This window comes from Halomonas sp. DQ26W (assembly GCF_003339685.1).
GTDB lineage: Bacteria > Pseudomonadota > Gammaproteobacteria > Pseudomonadales > Halomonadaceae > Halomonas.
The window spans coordinates 61961-78556 of sequence record NZ_QPKI01000017.1 but is presented as its reverse complement, the minus strand read 5'-3'; the positions used below and the strand labels follow the sequence as shown (position 1 = coordinate 78556).

13 protein-coding genes are annotated in these 16596 nt (G+C 62.4%); 3 read left to right on the top strand and 10 right to left on the bottom strand.

The window, feature by feature from the left end:
- Positions 1-318: 318 nt before the first annotated feature.
- Positions 319-2268: an acetate--CoA ligase gene (gene acs, locus DU490_RS10645; RefSeq protein ID WP_114574264.1), complete on the bottom strand. Its 1950-nt coding sequence runs from the start codon at positions 2266-2268 to the stop codon at positions 319-321.
- Positions 2269-2442: 174 nt separating this feature from the next.
- On the bottom strand, positions 2443-3033 hold the full coding sequence (locus DU490_RS10640) for a SprT-like domain-containing protein (protein ID WP_114574263.1): 591 nt from the start codon (positions 3031-3033) through the stop codon (positions 2443-2445).
- A gap of 198 nt (positions 3034-3231) precedes the next feature.
- Here DU490_RS10640 and DU490_RS10635 point away from each other — a divergent pair, with 198 nt between their 5' ends.
- Positions 3232-3864: a YecA family protein gene (locus DU490_RS10635; RefSeq protein ID WP_114574262.1), complete on the top strand. Its 633-nt coding sequence runs from the start codon at positions 3232-3234 to the stop codon at positions 3862-3864.
- Between the two features lie 304 nt (positions 3865-4168).
- On the opposite strand, the gene DU490_RS10630 is transcribed toward DU490_RS10635, so the two are convergent.
- The 7 genes from DU490_RS10630 to ampD form a co-directional block, all read right to left on the bottom strand.
- A complete protein-coding gene (locus tag DU490_RS10630; protein WP_114574261.1) occupies positions 4169-5290 on the bottom strand; it encodes a phosphatidylserine/phosphatidylglycerophosphate/cardiolipin synthase family protein in 1122 nt (373 codons plus the stop codon).
- Positions 5291-5784: 494 nt separating this feature from the next.
- On the bottom strand, positions 5785-6549 hold the full coding sequence (locus DU490_RS10625; RefSeq protein WP_114574274.1) for a class I SAM-dependent methyltransferase: 765 nt from the start codon (positions 6547-6549) through the stop codon (positions 5785-5787).
- A gap of 5 nt (positions 6550-6554) precedes the next feature.
- Positions 6555-7259: a tRNA (adenosine(37)-N6)-threonylcarbamoyltransferase complex dimerization subunit type 1 TsaB gene (tsaB, locus tag DU490_RS10620; protein WP_114574260.1), complete on the bottom strand. Its 705-nt coding sequence runs from the start codon at positions 7257-7259 to the stop codon at positions 6555-6557.
- A gap of 291 nt (positions 7260-7550) precedes the next feature.
- On the bottom strand, positions 7551-8207 hold the full coding sequence (gene adk / locus DU490_RS10615; protein WP_114574259.1) for an adenylate kinase: 657 nt from the start codon (positions 8205-8207) through the stop codon (positions 7551-7553).
- Positions 8208-8454: 247 nt separating this feature from the next.
- Entirely contained in the window at positions 8455-10509 is a 2055-nt protein-coding gene (gene aceF / locus DU490_RS10610; RefSeq protein ID WP_114574258.1) for a pyruvate dehydrogenase complex dihydrolipoyllysine-residue acetyltransferase, read from the bottom strand.
- 63 nt (positions 10510-10572) lie between these two features.
- Positions 10573-13245, bottom strand: a complete 2673-nt coding sequence (aceE, locus tag DU490_RS10605; RefSeq protein WP_114574257.1) for a pyruvate dehydrogenase (acetyl-transferring), homodimeric type — start codon at positions 13243-13245, stop codon at positions 10573-10575.
- 342 nt (positions 13246-13587) lie between these two features.
- Positions 13588-14139, bottom strand: coding sequence for a 1,6-anhydro-N-acetylmuramyl-L-alanine amidase AmpD (gene ampD, locus DU490_RS10600; RefSeq protein WP_114574273.1), 552 nt, complete (start codon positions 14137-14139; stop codon positions 13588-13590).
- Positions 14140-14230: 91 nt separating this feature from the next.
- Between ampD and nadC the strand changes: the two genes are divergently transcribed.
- On the top strand, positions 14231-15085 hold the full coding sequence (gene nadC, locus DU490_RS10595; protein ID WP_114574256.1) for a carboxylating nicotinate-nucleotide diphosphorylase: 855 nt from the start codon (positions 14231-14233) through the stop codon (positions 15083-15085).
- Positions 15086-15172: 87 nt separating this feature from the next.
- Here the strand turns inward: nadC and DU490_RS10590 are convergent, their stop codons facing one another.
- Positions 15173-15700 carry a GNAT family N-acetyltransferase gene (locus DU490_RS10590; RefSeq protein ID WP_114574272.1) on the bottom strand — a complete coding sequence of 176 codons (528 nt, stop codon included), beginning with the start codon at positions 15698-15700 and terminating at the stop codon, positions 15173-15175.
- A gap of 95 nt (positions 15701-15795) precedes the next feature.
- Here DU490_RS10590 and tsaA point away from each other — a divergent pair, with 95 nt between their 5' ends.
- Positions 15796-16533, top strand: coding sequence for a tRNA (N6-threonylcarbamoyladenosine(37)-N6)-methyltransferase TrmO (gene tsaA, locus DU490_RS10585; RefSeq protein WP_258801609.1), 738 nt, complete (start codon positions 15796-15798; stop codon positions 16531-16533).
- The last annotated feature ends 63 nt before the right edge of the window (positions 16534-16596 follow it).

Genomic DNA, 16596 nt, shown 5'->3' with positions numbered 1-16596 from the left:
TGATGGGTTGCGCTAGACTGTTTGATGACCTGCCTCCCTCAATAGTGGCTCTGGGTTTAGGTGCCCCCACCTCGAACGTAACCCACGACGTTGAGGAGGGGCAGGTCAATCCATCATGTCTTCAGATTCTCCCTCGCGGGAGACACCCTTGCCGTTGGCTAGCAATTCCCCTTGCCGGGTGTGCAGGGGACTTTCACCCCCAAGTCATTCCGTGGCACCACCCTCGGAAACAGCGCCAGTCAGGCGCTGCGCGCCATGCCTCGCACACACGAAAACGCCGGCCACGAGGGCCGGCGAAGAGGATCATGGGCGGAGTGGTCAGCGGACGGCACGATTCTCGATCAGATCGTCCACCACGCTCGGATCGGCCAGGGTGCTGGTATCGCCCAGGCCATCCGTTTCGTTGGCAGCGATCTTGCGCAGGATACGGCGCATGATTTTGCCTGAACGGGTCTTGGGCAAGCCCGGCGCCCACTGGATGACATCCGGTGAGGCAATGGGACCGATATCCTTGCGCACCCACTGGGTCAGCTCCTTCTTGAGCTCGTCGCTCGGCTCGATGCCATCGGTCAGGGTTACGTAGATGTAGATGCCCTGGCCCTTGATGTCGTGGGGGAAGCCGACCACTGCGGCCTCGGCTACCGCTTCGTGCGCCACCAGTGAGGATTCGATCTCAGCGGTACCCATGCGGTGACCGGAAACGTTGAGCACGTCGTCGACCCGGCCGGTGATCCAGTAGTAGCCGCCCTCGTCGCGGCGGCAGCCGTCACCGGTGAAGTACATCCCCTTGTAGGTGGAGAAATAGGTCTGCACGAAGCGAGCGTGATCGCCCCAGATCGAGCGGGCCTGGCCGGGCCAGGAGTCCAGGATCACCAGGTTGCCGTCTGCGACACCCTCGAGTTCATTGCCCTCGTTGTCGACCAGTGCCGGCATCACGCCGAAGAACGGCAGCGTGGCGGAGCCCGGCTTGAGGTCCATGGCTCCGGGCAGCGGCGAAATCAGGATTCCGCCGGTTTCGGTCTGCCACCAGGTATCGACGATCGGGCACTTGGAGTTGCCGATTACGCGATAGAACCACTCCCACGCCTCGGGGTTGATCGGCTCGCCTACCGAACCGAGCACGCGCAGGCTGTCACGCTTGCTGGAGTCCATAACAGCGTCGCCGTGAGCCATCAGCGCACGGATGGCGGTTGGCGCGGTGTAGAGAATTGCCACGTTGTGCTTGTCGACGATTTCGCCCATGCGGCCGTGGCTCGGGTAGCTCGGCACGCCCTCGAACATCAGCGTGGTGGCGCCGTTGGCCAGCGGCCCATAGACGATGTAGCTGTGGCCGGTTACCCAGCCCACGTCGGCGGTACACCAGTACACCTCACCATCCTGATAATCGAAGATGTACTGGTGGGTCAGGCTGGCGTAGACCAGATAGCCACCGGTGGTGTGTTTGAGACCCTTTGGGGCACCGGTAGAGCCAGAGGTGTAAAGAATGAACAGCGGATCCTCGGCGTTCATCTCCTCGGCCGGGCAGTCGCCGGCCTGCTTGTCGACCAGATCGTGATACCAGACGTCACGGCCTTCGTTCCAGTCGACCTCACCACCGGTACGCTTGACCACCAGCACTTTTTCGCACACTTCGGTGTTCTTGCGGGTCAGGGCAGCGTCGACGTTGTCCTTGAGCGGCACCTGCTTGCCGCCACGCACCGACTCATCGGCAGTGATGACGAGCTTCGAGTCGGCACCGATGATGCGCTGGGCCAGAGCGTCGGGGGAGAAGCCGCCGAACACCACCGAGTGAACGGCACCGATGCGAGCGCAAGCCAGCATGGCCACGGCTGCCTCGGGAATCATTGGCATGTAGAGGGTCACGACATCGCCCTTGCCGATGCCGAGTTCCTTGAGCGCGTTGGCCAGCTGACAGGTCTTGGCATGCAACTCACGATAGCTGACGTGCTTGGCATCCTTGGGGTCATCGCCTTCCCAGATGATGGCGGTCTGGTCGCCGCGCGTCTCCAGGTGCCGATCAAGGCAGCTCACGCTGGCATTCAGGGTGCCATCCTCGAACCAACGAATATCGACATTGTGAGGATCGAAGGTAGTATTCTTGATCTTCGTCGGCGCCTTGACCCAGTCGACACGCTTAACCTGCTCCGTCCAGAACCCTTCAGGGTCGTCAACGGATTGCTGGTACATGGCCTGATACTTTTCCTTGTCGATCCAAGCGTTGGCGGCAAAGTCGTCGCTTACCGGATGGACTTTCTGCTGTTCGGTCATTGATGAGCCTCTTCCAGGAGATGCACCACTCTTTCAGTGGATACCGCCGGCAGCGTTATTGTTGGTTGCGCCGGCACCATGATGTCCTCCCAGCATATACTTCCTGTGACGACCTTCCCCTTAGACATTGGTATCAAGATTTTTCTTTTTTATTTCAGATAGTTGAGTAGACTTTTAGCGCTCTACAAACGGTTGATAGACCAAGGTCTGAGCACAGTGGCGGCAGCGATAGCCTTTGCCTCGGCGTGCCAGTGAGTGGCGTCGTGCACCGAAGGCGTGCTCGCGGCAGTGGCAGACGTAGCGGAAAGGCGCAGGACTCGCCCGCCCTGTATCGAAGGCATGGGTTACCCGGGGCTCAAGACCGAAAAGCTGCCGCATCACGGTGCACCACTCACGGCCATGGGGACGTGCCCGGTGGCCATCGCTAAGGTGACGCACCAGCCAATGGGCCATTTCGTGGGGCACCACCTCGACCAGGTATGCATGGCGGTTTTCCCGGTAGAGAACCGGGTTGAAGCGCAGTCCGCCGCGGCTATAATGCGCCTGGCCAGCACACTTGCCACGCAGGTCGCACCAAACCTGTGGCCGGGGCAGTTCGGGGTGTAATTCGATACAAAGGACCCAGGCGGCCTCCACCCGATCGAGAAGTACCTGGTGCAGCGCCGACTCATCGAGCTGCGACAGCCAAGTCGCATCGGGGTCGGGAAGTGCCGGCCGATTCGAGGCCGCAACAGGGGGCCTGAGAGCAGTAGCGGGGTGGTTCATGGTGAAAGGGAAGAGTTCCTGGCGCAGACGGGTTTCTGGAGCAAATTCCTGGCTTGGCCGGTAACGCATGACAAGGACCGAACGAAACCAGGGTGCTAGAATGGCGGCCCGAGAGGATGACGTCCAGCCCCTACCGGTACCAGGCCGTTTTTCGATGCCGATACGCCCTTATCAGACCCGCTGCCAGCGAGAGGCCCCATGTCCGAAACGCCCCAGCCCCAGCCACTGCTCGAGGATGAAGCGCTCGAACGGCTCGACGAGTACCTGGATTCAGACCGCGTCGACCCCGATGCCCTGGACCTTATCTCGGCCCACGGGTTCCTGGTAGCTCTGGCCGTCGCGCCAAGCGAAGTCGAAAGCGCCGCCTGGATAGCTGAACTCTTCCAGGGCGAGCCCTCCTTCGCCGACGATGCCGAGCGCAGCGAAATCCTTGGGCTGCTGGAACGGCTTCGCCACAACGCCATCGACACCCTCGAACAGGGGGGGCTCCCGGAACTGCCCTTCGATACGGCCCTGGAGGGCATGGCGCCTGAGGAGACACCCATCGGCGACTGGTGCGCCGGGTTCATGGAAGGAGTCTTCCTGGATGAAGCATCCTGGTTCGAGCACGACGAGGAGACAGTCGCTACCCTGCTGCTGCCCTTCATGGCGCTTTCCGGCCTCTTCGAGGACGAGCCCGACATGGCGGAACTCGTCACCGACACGGCGCGGCTGCAGTCGCTCGTGGATCAGCTCCCCGAGCTGGTGCTGGATCTCTACCTGCATTACCGGGTACCGCCCGAGACGCCCAAGCCCATGCCGCGCAAGAAGAAGCCCGCCGGCAAGCGGTAGTTTTTATGGTTCTACGCAGACTGGCGTGAAGAGGCCGCAGGCCTCCCGGTGGGGTTGCCAGTGCCGGCGACCATCGCCAACGCCGTGGCCTCCGCCAAGGCGCCTGACGGCGCCAGTCGCGATGCAGAGTCGGGGCGCCGAACCGAGCGCTCCAACAAGGAGCGCCTGCGTCGCTATCGCCGAGGCGTCCTTCCGCAATGCAGCCTATGCAGAGCTGATTCACGCCAAAAAGCGATGAACCGTTTTTATCACCTCCGGCCTACCGGGTGTAGGGCTTCGCTCACCTTCACCGCCTATCGGTTGACTACCGCAGCCGCGTCAGCCAGGCGTCCAGTCGGCCGAAGGCCCACTCCTTGATCCGCTGCCAGCGGGGACGCCGCGCCCACTCCTGACGGGTGATCTCCCGGCTGGCCGAGAAATTACGCTCGAACAGGGCGGCAACCTCACCTGCAAAGCGGGCATCGTCCACCTCCTGGTTGGCCTCGAGATTCCAGTGCAGACTCCAGTGGTCGAAATTGCACGAGCCCACACTCGACCAGTTGTCCGCCAGGGTGAACTTGGCATGAATGAAGCTGGGCTCGAACTCGAAGATTCTTACCCCAGCCTTCAGCATACGGCGATAGAAGCGCTGCCCGGCATAGCGAATCCCGGGATGATCGTGATCCTTTCCCGGTAGCAGCAGCCGCACGTCGACCCCTCGCCGCGCCGCACGCGCCAGGCGCAAGCGCAGGCTGAAGGTCGGAACGAAATAGGGGGTACAGAGCCAGATACGCCGCTGAGCCGAGGATACCCGACCATAGAGGGAGTGCCTGATCGCCTGATAACGGTAGCCCTGGCCCCATACTACCCGGCCACGCATGCCGCGGTAGTCTTCCCGCCACGTCAGGTTGAGCCCCACCTCCCGCACTAGGGAGGGCGAGCCTTCGCCACGTGTCAGTGGCGAATCCCACAACCGAGAGTACAGACGCACCCAGTCGGCCACCACCGGCCCCTCGATGCGCACCGCCACCTCGTACCAGGCGCTCAGGAATTCATCGACGGCGCCGAACCCCCCGGTAAACGCCACCCGGCCATCCACCACCACGACCTTGCGATGGTCCCGGGTCAGGTTACGCGCCAGGGAATGCAAACCCAGCGGATTGAACAGCCGAAGCGCAATGCCGGCCGACTCGATGCGCTGGCGATCCTCCCTATCCAGGCCCCTGGCACCGTAGCCGTCGAGCATCAGGGCGACCTTCACCCCGCGCCCGGCAGCTCGCGCCAGGGCATCGAGCAGTGCCGTGGCCAGGCGGCCCGACTCCATCAGATAGAGTTCGATCAGTATCGAATGACGCGCTTCCTCGATGGCATCGAACATCGCCGGCAAGAAGCGCGACGACTCCGCCAGCAACTGGAACCGATTGGCATCCCGCCACACGCCATGCATGGCATGTCTCCCGTTTTCATTTCGATGGCTGAATTGACGCACGTTTACACACTGAGGGAAAGCACCTGACCCGACAGCGGGGCAGGCTATACTGGGCCTGGCTCTAGCAGAGACAACCGGATGGCCCTTGCTTGCACCCTGCTCGCGCCCCTAAGCAGCTCGGCAAGACGCCTGGTCAACGCCTGGGTAGAAATCCGGCTGATCGAGCTCGCACCCGACGCTCTGGCCGAATGTAGTCAACAGTTGACCGACCGCCTGGCGCTGCTCTTCGCAGGCGATGCGCCGGAATTCTTTGACGGCAAACTGTTCGCCAGCCTGGAGGCTGGGTCTGGGAGCAGAAATAGATGGTATGGTACGACGAACGACTGCGCGAAGCGGCCCAGTGTTCACGAGCCCAGTGTTCACGAGCCCTGTTTGATGCCGAGCTTCGTCACCGCTTGCAACTGGTCACCCGGGAGTAGGCCGACTGGAGCCAGCACACCCCGCAACACCGATCAGGCCAGAGAGCGATGCACGTAGAGGTCGTAGCGGCTGGTCTTGCCCTCGATAACATGGCGAGGGGCGGGGCCGGCAATGGGCGGGGCCTTGCGCGGCCGCTTCACCACTACCCGGTGCGTGGCCACGTCCAGCGCCGCCTCGAGCAGGCGTGGCGCATCGTCGTCATCCCCGGCCAGCAGCCGAAACAGGCGCATCTCTTTCTTGACCAGTGCCGATTTCTCGCGGTGGGGAAACATGGGATCGAGATGCACCACCTGCGGCGCCACGCCGCAAGCGGCCACCAGCTCAGCCAGATGGCGTGTTGCATCGCCATAAACCAGCGTCAGTCGCTGGACAATCTCGACCGTCCCGGCATCGCTGCAGGCCCGGGCCAGGGCGTCTTCCAACAAGGCATGGATCGCCGCCACTCGCTCGATCATCAGCACACGGGACCCGAGACTCGCCAGCACGAAGGCATCCCGACCCAGCCCCGCGGTGGCATCCACCACGCTGGGCGTGACACCGCCGCCCAGGCCACAGGCCCGAGCGATCAGTTGACCGCGCCCCCCGCCGAAGCGCCGCCGGTGCGCCGCCCTGCCTGAAACGAAATCCACCACCAGAGGTTTGCCGTAGCGTGTCTCGTCACCGCAGAGGGCCAGAGCACCGTCCTGGCGTCGCAATATCAACTCGGCGTCACCCACCATGGCCCGCGATAGCCCTAGCCGTTGAGCCAGCGGTGCCAGTGCCTCGCCTTCCACCACGACCCTTGATTCTGCCACCACACGACTCACCGGCTTTTCTGCCAGGCAACCTGGTCACGCAGATAGATTGGCTGGACTTCATGGGCCGCATGACGCTCACCGGCGGCATAGGCACGGGCTGCCAGCAGCACCATCTCCTCGGCGGCCGGTTCCAGCGAGGTATCACCCTGACCGACCCTTCGGCGGATCTCGTCCGACATCGCCTCTCGCAGCGTCCAGCCAGAGCCCACGCCGACCCAGCCAGTGTCAACGTGCCCTGCCGGCAGCTGTAGGCGCTCGGGGGGCATGACCGCCTCCTGCGACAGCGTCTCGGTGAGCCCATCATGGCAGCGCCAGGCTGCCACGTAGATTTCACCCATGCGCGCGTCCAGCGCGGTCACGATGTGAGACAGCGCATGACGACGATGGGCGCCCAGGGCCAGCGCCTCCAGGGTCGAGACCCCCAGCAGGGGGCGGTCCAGCCCGTAGGCCAGCCCCTGGGCGAGGCCCGCTGCAATACGCAGGCCAGTGAAGGAGCCCGGACCATGGCCGTAGGCCACTGCGTCCAGTTCGACCGGTGACAAGCCGGCTTCGGACAGCACCTGGTCGACCATTGGCAGCAACCGGCGGGTGTGTTCACGAGGGGTGAGCGCGAAGCGCGAGAGCAGTACGTCGTCGTTGCCCTCGCGTCGTTGCAGCAGGGCGGCGGAACAGGCACTCGAGGAGGCATCAAGAGCCAGCAGAATCGGCATAGGTGGACGTCATTACGAGGATTGAGTGGTCATTATACGTCGCTGGACGGCAAACGACGATGGCCCGCAAAGGCGGGCCAGGAAAAACAAGCAACGGAGGAAAGTGCGGATTTGTGTAGCGAGCGAAGAAAGGCTGACCGCCGCCGGAGCGCCAAAACCGGAGCCTATGGGGTACTAGGTGAGGATTTTGAGCACCGCCGGCGGTCAAGATGGCTAGGTTCGTTCCCAACGAACCAACGCACTTCCCACATCCATGTGGGTCGTCGAGCGCAGCAGCAAATCAGCCTTTCCTTAGCCTTCCAGCGCCTCGCGCACCTGACCGGTGATGTCATCGACACTGCCCACGCCATCGACCCGATGATAGGCGGGAGCCGCCTCGGAATCTTTCTCGGCCCACTGCTTGTAGTAATCGACCAGCGGAGCGGTCTGCTCATGATACACCGAGAGGCGGTGGCGCACCGTAGACTCGCTGTCATCTTCACGCTGGATGAGGGACTCTCCGGTGACGTCGTCCTTGCCGGCCTCCCGGGGCGGATTGTATTCGACATGGTAGACCCGGCCGGAGCCTGGATGCACGCGACGACCCGCCAGGCGCTTGACAATCTCCTCGTCGGCCACAGCGATCTCCAGCACATGATCAATCTTGACACCGGCGTCCTTCATGGCTTCGGCCTGGGGGATGGTGCGGGGAAAGCCATCGAAGAGGAAGCCGTTCGCGCAGTCGGGCTGAGCGATGCGCTCCTTGACCAGGGCGATGATAAGGTCATCGGATACCAGCCCACCGCTGGACATGATCTCTTTGGCCTTGAGGCCCAGTTCACTGCCCTCCTTGACGGCGGCTCGCAGCATATCACCGGTAGAAATCTGCGGGATATTGTAGCGCTCGCAGATGAACTGGGCCTGTGTGCCCTTGCCGGCACCTGGGGCGCCCAACAGGATCAAACGCATCTGGCTGCTCCTTGAAAGATTGATAAATTCTGTGGTGGAAAAGGAATGGAAAAGAACGATAACCGTGCGGCTTCGGCCACACAACCTCGAACACCCTGACGAGGACGATCATACGGAGAAAAACACAAGCCTTTTCAGCCAATTAACACGGAACTTGCACTTTGGTCTTCCCTGTGAATTGCCAGCCTTACAAAACACCAGCGGCGCCTCAGGAGGCGCCGCCGGTGATCGGGGCCGAGCCAAATGCTTACAACAACAATCGACGGATGTCGGTCAGCACATCGGCCAGGAAGGCCGTGAATCGCGCAGCATCGGCACCGTTGATGGCCCGGTGGTCGTAGGAAAGCGACAGCGGCATCATCAGCCGCGGCTCGAAGTCGCTACCGCTCCAGACCGGTTTCATCTGCGCCTTTGAGACACCGAGGATGGCCACCTCCGGCGCGTTGACGATAGGCGTGAAGGCCGTGCCGCCGATGGAGCCCAGGCTCGAAATCGTGAAGCAACCACCGGTCATCTCCTCACGCTTGAGCTTCTTGGTCTGTGCCTTCTTGCCGAGATCGGCCATGGCGGTGGCGATCTCGATCAACGACTTCTTGTCGGCATCGCGAACCACCGGCACCATCAGTCCATCCGGCGTATCCACCGCGATCCCGATGTGGACATACTTCTTCCACACCAGGGTCTCGCCGTCACCCTTCAGGCTGACGTTGAACTGCGGGAAGCGCCTCAGTGCGAAGGCGCAGGCCTTGACCAGGAAGGGCAGCGGCGTGAGCTTGGCGCCCTGCGCCTCGGCCTCCGCCTTCATCGCCTTGCGGAACGCCTCCAGTTCGGTGATATCCGCCTCATCGAACTGAGTGACGTGCGGCACATTGAGCCAACTGCGATGCAGGTTGGTGGCACCCATCTTGAGCAGGCGCCCCATGGGCTTCTCTTCCACCTCACCGAACTGGCTGAAGTCGACTTCAGGAATCGGCGGGATACCGGCACCACCGGTGGCCGCCGGAGCCGCGGCCTGGCTCGGTGCCTTGGCCGTCCCGGCCATCACCTGCTTGACGTAGGCGTGAACATCCTCCTTGAGCACCCGCTCCTTCGGACCACTGGGCTTGACCAGCCCCAGGTCCACGCCCAGCTCGCGGGCCAGCATGCGCACCGCCGGACCGGCATGCACCAGCTTGCCGTCTCGCGGCTTGTGAGCGGCCATCTGCGCTTCGGGGCTCGGCGTGCCGGTGGGCGTCGTCGATGCCGGCTTGTCCGCCTTGGCCGACGACGCTGACGCCTTCTGTTCGGCTGGCTTCTCGGCGGACTTTTCGCGCTTGTTCGCCGCCGGCTTGCTGCCGGCCGTCTCGATATAGCCGATCAGGTCGCCTTCGGAGACGGTGTCGCCCTCCTTGACGGTGAGCTCCACCAGCTTGCCCTTGTAGGGGCTCGGTACGTCCATGCTGGCCTTGTCCGACTCCAGCGTGATCAACGGATCTTCCTCGTCGACCTCGTCACCTTCGCTGGCTGCCATCTCGATGATCGGCACGTCGCTGGCGCCGGACAGGTCCGGTACGCGGACCTCCTTGCGCTCCGGCGCACCCGAGGCGGCAGGCTCATCATCCGCCGTACTCGCTTCCTCTTCGTCTTTCTCGGTCGGTGCAGGCTCGCGGGCGCCAGCAGCGGGTGCCGCCTCGCTGTCGCCGCCTTCACCAGCGATCTCCATGGAGCCGATCACGTCACCCTCGGAGAGGGTATCCCCTTCCTTGACGGTAAACTTGACCAGCCTGCCGGCATGAGGGCTGGGGACATCCATGGAGGCCTTGTCGGACTCTAGGGTAAATAGGGTATCTTCGGCCTCAATGTCGTCGCCTTCGGAGACTGCAACTTCGATCACCTCGACGCCCTCCGACCCGCCAAGGTCGGGAACCTTGACTTCGACGGTGCGCTTGCCGGCACCGCTGGATTTCTTGGCCCTCGGCTTCTCCTCGCCGGCCTGAGAAGCCTGCTGTGCAGGAGTCTCCTCACCCTTGGCGTCGGATTTCTCCTTAGCCTTTTCATTGGTGTCATCGTCATCACTGCCACCGCCTTCAGCTTCGAGTTCGACGATGTCATCGCCCTCGGAGACGGTATCACCCTCCTTGACCAGCACCTTCAGCACCTTGCCACCCTTGGGCGAAGGTACGTCCATACTGGCCTTGTCGGACTCCAGGGTGATCAAGGTGTCTTCAGCCTCGATGACATCCCCCACGGATACGGCGATTTCGATGATCTCGACGTCTTCACTGCCGCCAATGTCTGGAACTTTTATGATTTCGCTACTCAAGGTCGCGCTCCTTCCAAATCGTACCTGGAACAGGCGGGTCCTGAACCCGCCTGGCCACCGGAATCAGCTGGTCAGCGGATTAGGCTTGCTGGGATCAATGCCGTACTTCTTGATCGCCTCGGCGACGACCTTGCGGTCCAGTTCGCCACGGTCGGCCAATGCCTTGAGTGCAGCGACGGTCACGAAGTAACGGTCGACCTCGAAGAAATGGCGAAGCTTCTCGCGAGTGTCGGAGCGCCCATAGCCATCGGTCCCTAGTACATGGTAGTCGGTCGGGACCCAGGCACGAACCTGGTCGGCGAACAGACGCATGTAGTCGGTCGAGGCAATGACAGGCCCCTTGCGGCCCTCGAGGCAGCGCGTGACGTGCGGCTTGACCGGTTCATCACCCGGATTCAGGAACGCCTCTCGTTCCAGGCCCAGCGCCTCACGGCGCAGCTCGTTGAAGCTGGTGACACTCCATATCTCTGAGCCCACACCCCACTCGTCGGAGAGCATCTGTGCCGCCACCTCGACCTCGCGCAGGATGGTGCCGCAACCCAGGAGTTGGACGTGGCCCTTGTCACCCTTCACCTCGCGCAAACGATACATGCCCTTGATGATATCCTCGGCGGGCAGCTCGTCGAGCTCGGGGTGCTCATAGTTTTCGTTCATCACCGTCAGGTAGTAGAAGCAGTTCTCCTTGTCGGCGAACATCCGCTTCAGCCCGTCCTGAACGATCACCGCCACCTCATGACCGTAGGTCGGGTCATAGCTGCGGCAGTTGGGGATAGTGGACGCCTGCAGATGGCTGTGGCCATCCTGGTGCTGCAGCCCCTCGCCATTCAGGGTGGTTCGCCCCGCGGTACCACCGACCATGAAGCCGCGTGCCTGAAGGTCACCGGCCGCCCAGGCCAGATCACCGATGCGCTGGAAGCCGAACATCGAGTAGTAGACGTAGAATGGCAGCAGCGTCAGGTTGTTGTTGCTGTAGGAGGTAGCAGCGGCGATCCACGCCGACATGGCACCCGCCTCGGTAATGCCCTCCTCGAGGATCTGGCCCTGCTTGTCCTCGCGGTAGAACATGATTTGGCCCTTGTCGACGGGCTCGTACTTCTGGCCTTCGGAGGTGTAGATGCCGAGCTGGCGGAACATCCCCTCCATGCCGAAGGTGCGCGCCTCGTCGGGTATGATCGGCACCACCTGCTTGCCGAGCTTCTTGTGCTTCACCAGGCCATTGAGAATGCGCACGAACGACATGGTGGTAGAGACTTCCCGGCCCTTGGAGCCGCCGGTCTGAGAGGCAAATATCTTGTCGTCCAGCGGGGGAATCTCGAGCGCCTCAAAGTCGCTGCGCCGCTGGGGAAGGTAGCCGCCCAGGCGCTCACGCTGCAGGTGCATGTACTTGAGCTCGGGGGAGTCATCCTCCGGCTTGTAATATGGCACTTCCTTTAGCTGCCCGTCGGTCAGCGGTATACCGAAGCGATCGCGGAATGTCCGCAGCGCCTCGTATTCCATGGTCTTGACCTGATGCGCTTCGTTGGCCGCCTCGCCATCGCCGCTGCCCATGCCGTAACCCTTGACCGTATGAGCCAGAATCACGGTGGGCTTGCCGTTGGGCTTGTTGACCGCCTCGTTGTAGGCCGCATAGACCTTGAAGGGATCGTGGCCGCCACGATTGAGCTTCCAGATGTCCTCATCGGACATGTTCTTGACCATCTCCTCGGTTTCCGGGTACTTGCCGAAGAAATGCTCGCGGGTATAGGCGCCACCGTTGGCCTTGTAGTTCTGGTACTCACCGTCGACAGCCTCATCCATGCGTTTCTGCAGGATACCCTTGTTGTCCTTCTCGAATAGCGGATCCCAGAGTCGTCCCCAGACCACCTTGAGCACGTTCCAACCGGCGCCGCGGAACACGCCCTCGAGTTCGTCCATGATCCGGCCATTGCCACGCACCGGGCCATCGAGGCGCTGCAGGTTGCAGTTGATCACGAAGATCAGGTTGTCGAGCTTTTCACGGCCGGCAAGTGAGATCGCGCCGAGGGATTCCGGCTCGTCGCACTCGCCGTCCCCCATGAAGCACCATATCTTGCGGTCGTACATGTCCTTGAGCTCACGCGAATCCAGATACTTCATCACGTGAGCCTGGTAGATCGCCTGGATCGGCCCCAGGCCCATGGATACCGTGGGGAACTGCCAGAAGTCCGGCATCAACCAGGGGTGTGGGTAGGAGGAGAGACCGTCGCCGTCGACTTCCTGGCGATACTTGTCCATCTGCGCCTCGGTGAGGCGCCCTTCCAGATAGGCACGAGCGTAGACGCCCGGCGCCACATGGCCCTGTATATAGACAAGGTCACCCTCGAAGTCGCCATTGGGTGCACGGAAGAAATGGTTGAAGCCCACGTCGTACAGGGTCGCTGCCGACATGAAGCTGGCAATATGACCGCCCAGCCCAGGGTTGGCTCGGTTGTTTCGAATGACTTGGGCAATGGCGTTGTAGCGAATCAGGGAGCGAATGCGACGCTCCATGAACAGATCGCCCGGCATGGGCGCTTCGCGATGCACCGGTATGGTGTTGCGATGCGGCGTCGTCACCGAGAAGGGAACCTGCATTCCATCACGGCGTAGCCGATCAGCCAGGCGCGTCAGCAGGTACCGGGCGCGATCTTCACCCTCACGATCCAGGACCGACTCCAGGGAATCTATCCATTCCGTGGTTTCGATCGGATCGAAATCTTCTCTTGCCTCAAGACTCATAGACATCTCTCCGAGTGACAATGTGATGTCAGAAAACCCCAAACGGGTAGATGGGACATGTGCTTACTGACGATCAGAAAAATCGGGGCCGCCGGGCGGCTCTTGTAGTGAAATTACGGAACAACGTCGCACCGGATGCCACTAATGGCGTAGAACATACCGGAAAGTGGACTCTCTGCCAATTAAAATAGAATGGAAATGACTTCCATAACAACCACATTGCATTGCAACACAAGCTCTTACGCATCACCACTCACAGGCTTCGACTTGGACTCATCGATGTAATAAAACTACCGTATGATTCGATCCATGTGCCTGTAGCAACTATATTTCCTCTTTTAATCAGCGTAGGCAGTGGTGAAAATAAGCCCAGTCGAAGGCGGGCCCCGGGTCGGTCTTGCGCAGCGGGGCGATACGCGCGTGGCTGGTGATACGCCCTGGCGTAATATCAGGATAGTCGTCCATCAGCGCCTGCACAGCATGCGCCAGGGTCCGATACTGGGCTTCCCGGTAGGCACTGACCTCGTTGCCTTCCAGCTCGATGCCGATGGAGAAGTCGTTGAGCGCACGTCGCGCACGTCCTCCATCAATCCAGCAGGAGCGACCGGCATGCCAGGCACGGCGATGAAAGGCCACGAACTGTACGCACTCGCCATCGCGACGGATGAGCAAGTGCGCCGACACCTTCAGTTCCGCGATGGTCGAAAAGAAGGGGTGCGCCTCGGGGCCGAGGCGATTGGTGAACAGACGCTCGATATGGTCGCCGCCATACTCGCCGGGAGGCAGGCTGATCGAATGCAGCACCAGCGCCGAGACTTCATGCTCGGGCCGCCCGTCCTGATTCGGTGACGGCACCTGGCGCACCCCATCCAACCAGCCGTTGTCGATTCTCATCTTGCTCCCCTGACGCTCTAGCCGTAGTTCCCTATAATGACGTGCTTGCAGCCCCTTGCCCATGCGCACCATGAACCCGAAAAGGTCCGCCATGCATTATCAAGATGCCCTTGTCGAAGAGATCCGCGCCAGCGCGGCTCATCTACTCGCAGAGGATGTCGGCCCCGGCGACATCACCGCTCAGCTGATCCCCGACACCCAATGGGCGAAAGCCCGGGTGATCACCCGCGAACCAGCGGTGCTCTGCGGGATGGCCTGGGCCGAGGAAATTTTTCGTCGGCTCGACGTCAGTATCAGCCTGAACTGGAGTGCCGCCGACGGCGATTGGCTGGAAGCCGGTCAGTGCTTCCTAGAACTCGAAGGGCCCGCCCGCAGCTTGCTCACCGGCGAGCGGGCAGCGCTGAACCTGCTGCAGACGCTGTCGGCCACCGCCACACGTACCCGCCACTACGTGAAGCTGCTCGAAGGCACCGAAGTGCGCCTGCTCGACACCCGCAAGACCCTGCCCGGGCTACGCCTGGCACAGAAGTATGCGGTCACCTGTGGTGGCGGGCACAACCATCGTATCGGACTCTTTGATGCGTTCCTGATCAAGGAAAACCACATCGCTGCCTGCGGCGGAATCGAAGCCGCGGTCAAGGCCGCTCGCCGCATTGCCAACGACCTGCCGGTGGAGCTGGAAGTCGAGACCTTCGAAGAGTTCGACCAGGCCCTGGCCGCCGGCGCCGACATCGTGATGCTCGACAACTTCTCACTCGACGACATGCGCGAGGCGGTAACACGCAACGCCGGGCGAGCCACGCTGGAGGCATCGGGCAACGTGGATGAAACGACCCTGCGGGCCATCGCCGATACCGGTGTCGACTGCATCTCCAGCGGCGCCCTGACCAAGGACATCAAGGCCATCGACCTGTCGATGCGCATCGTTGATCTACGCGAAGCCTAGCCATCTCGAGCCTCGCAGTCGCCTGGGCGACGCCTTGCCCCCGCTTTGGGCGCAAGGCGTCGCTCACCCTCCCTCTGTTCAGCGTCATCAGGTCTCAACGGCCACCAGCCGCTTCTCCAGCCGTCGACGCTGAAGACGCTCACCACCACGCTCCACCCACCGCTCGCCAAGATCCTGCCAGCCTCGATGGAGCAGACTGTCGGCCAGCGTCAAGCTCGCCTCGATAGTCGTCGTCTCGCACCCGTTCTCCAGCAGCAGCCGTCCAGCATGGACCAGCAGGGTCGTGCCGATACCGCGCCGTGCCAGGGAGGGCCAGACGTAGAGCGTCTCGATATGAGCGTCGGGGGCGTTCAGTTCGAGAAAACCCACACAACGCCCGTCGCAGGCAGCGACCAGTGTCGTGTAGAGCGCCTGGCGCGCCACCCAGGCGCTCGCCTCACGAGGCAGCGAGCTGGCCCAGGCCTCTCGCTGCTTCACGCTGTAATGGGCCGCCGCCCCCTGCATGACGGCGTGGCGGAAGACTTCGGCCTGGTCGGCCCCGTCACGGGCCATGGCCTGGCGGTAGATGATTCGTGGAGACTGGGCAGGCGCCGATGGCACGTCGTTGGTTGTCATCGTTTCCACCCCGTGGTTCCTGCTGTGAGTGTTAGGCCCGGCATGCAGATTACACAAGCTCGCCGTCGCGGCCAATGGTGGGCATAATCACCACCATGACACCTGCACAACCTGATGCCGACTTCTCGATGCAGCCCATCGGCCATATCGTGAGTGACTTCCCCGACAAGTTCGGCATTCCCCGACAGCCGGGCCTGGCGCCGGCCGCCAGCGCCAACCTGGTACTGTCACATCCCTTCGATGACCCGCTGTCCGTGCGCGGACTGGAAGACTTCAGCCACCTTTGGCTGACCTTCCTCTTCCACCTTAGTCCCGATCGGCGCTGGACGCCGCTGGTTCGCCCGCCCCGACTGGGGGGCAATGCCCGGGTCGGCGTCTTTGCCAGCCGCAGCACCCACCGCCCCAACCGCCTGGGGCTATCGCTGGTGGAACTGATCGACATCGATACTCGCCGTGGGGTACGCCTCGAGTTGCGTGGCTGCGACCTGGTCAGTGGCACCCCGGTACTCGACATCAAGCCCTATTTGCCCTGGGTGGAAGCACGCCCTGAAGCCCGCGCGGGCTTCGCACCGCAGGCGCCGCCACGGCTTCCGGTGGGCTTCTCGGCCAGCGTGGAGGCCATTCTTGCGACACGCTCAGACGGCACCTCACTACGCGAGTTGATCATCCAGGTGCTGGCCCAGGACCCACGACCCGCCTACCACAGCGTGGCAAGCGAGGCGCGCGAAGCACGAACCTATGGCGTCAGGCTGCGTGACGTTGACGTTCGCTTTCAGGTCAATGACGGCGAGCAAGGCTCCAGCGTCCGGGTCGTCGACATCGTGCCGGCCTGAATAATGCACGTTGACGACGAAGGGTCCCACAGGGACCCTTCGTCGTTACCCTCGCCATTACCT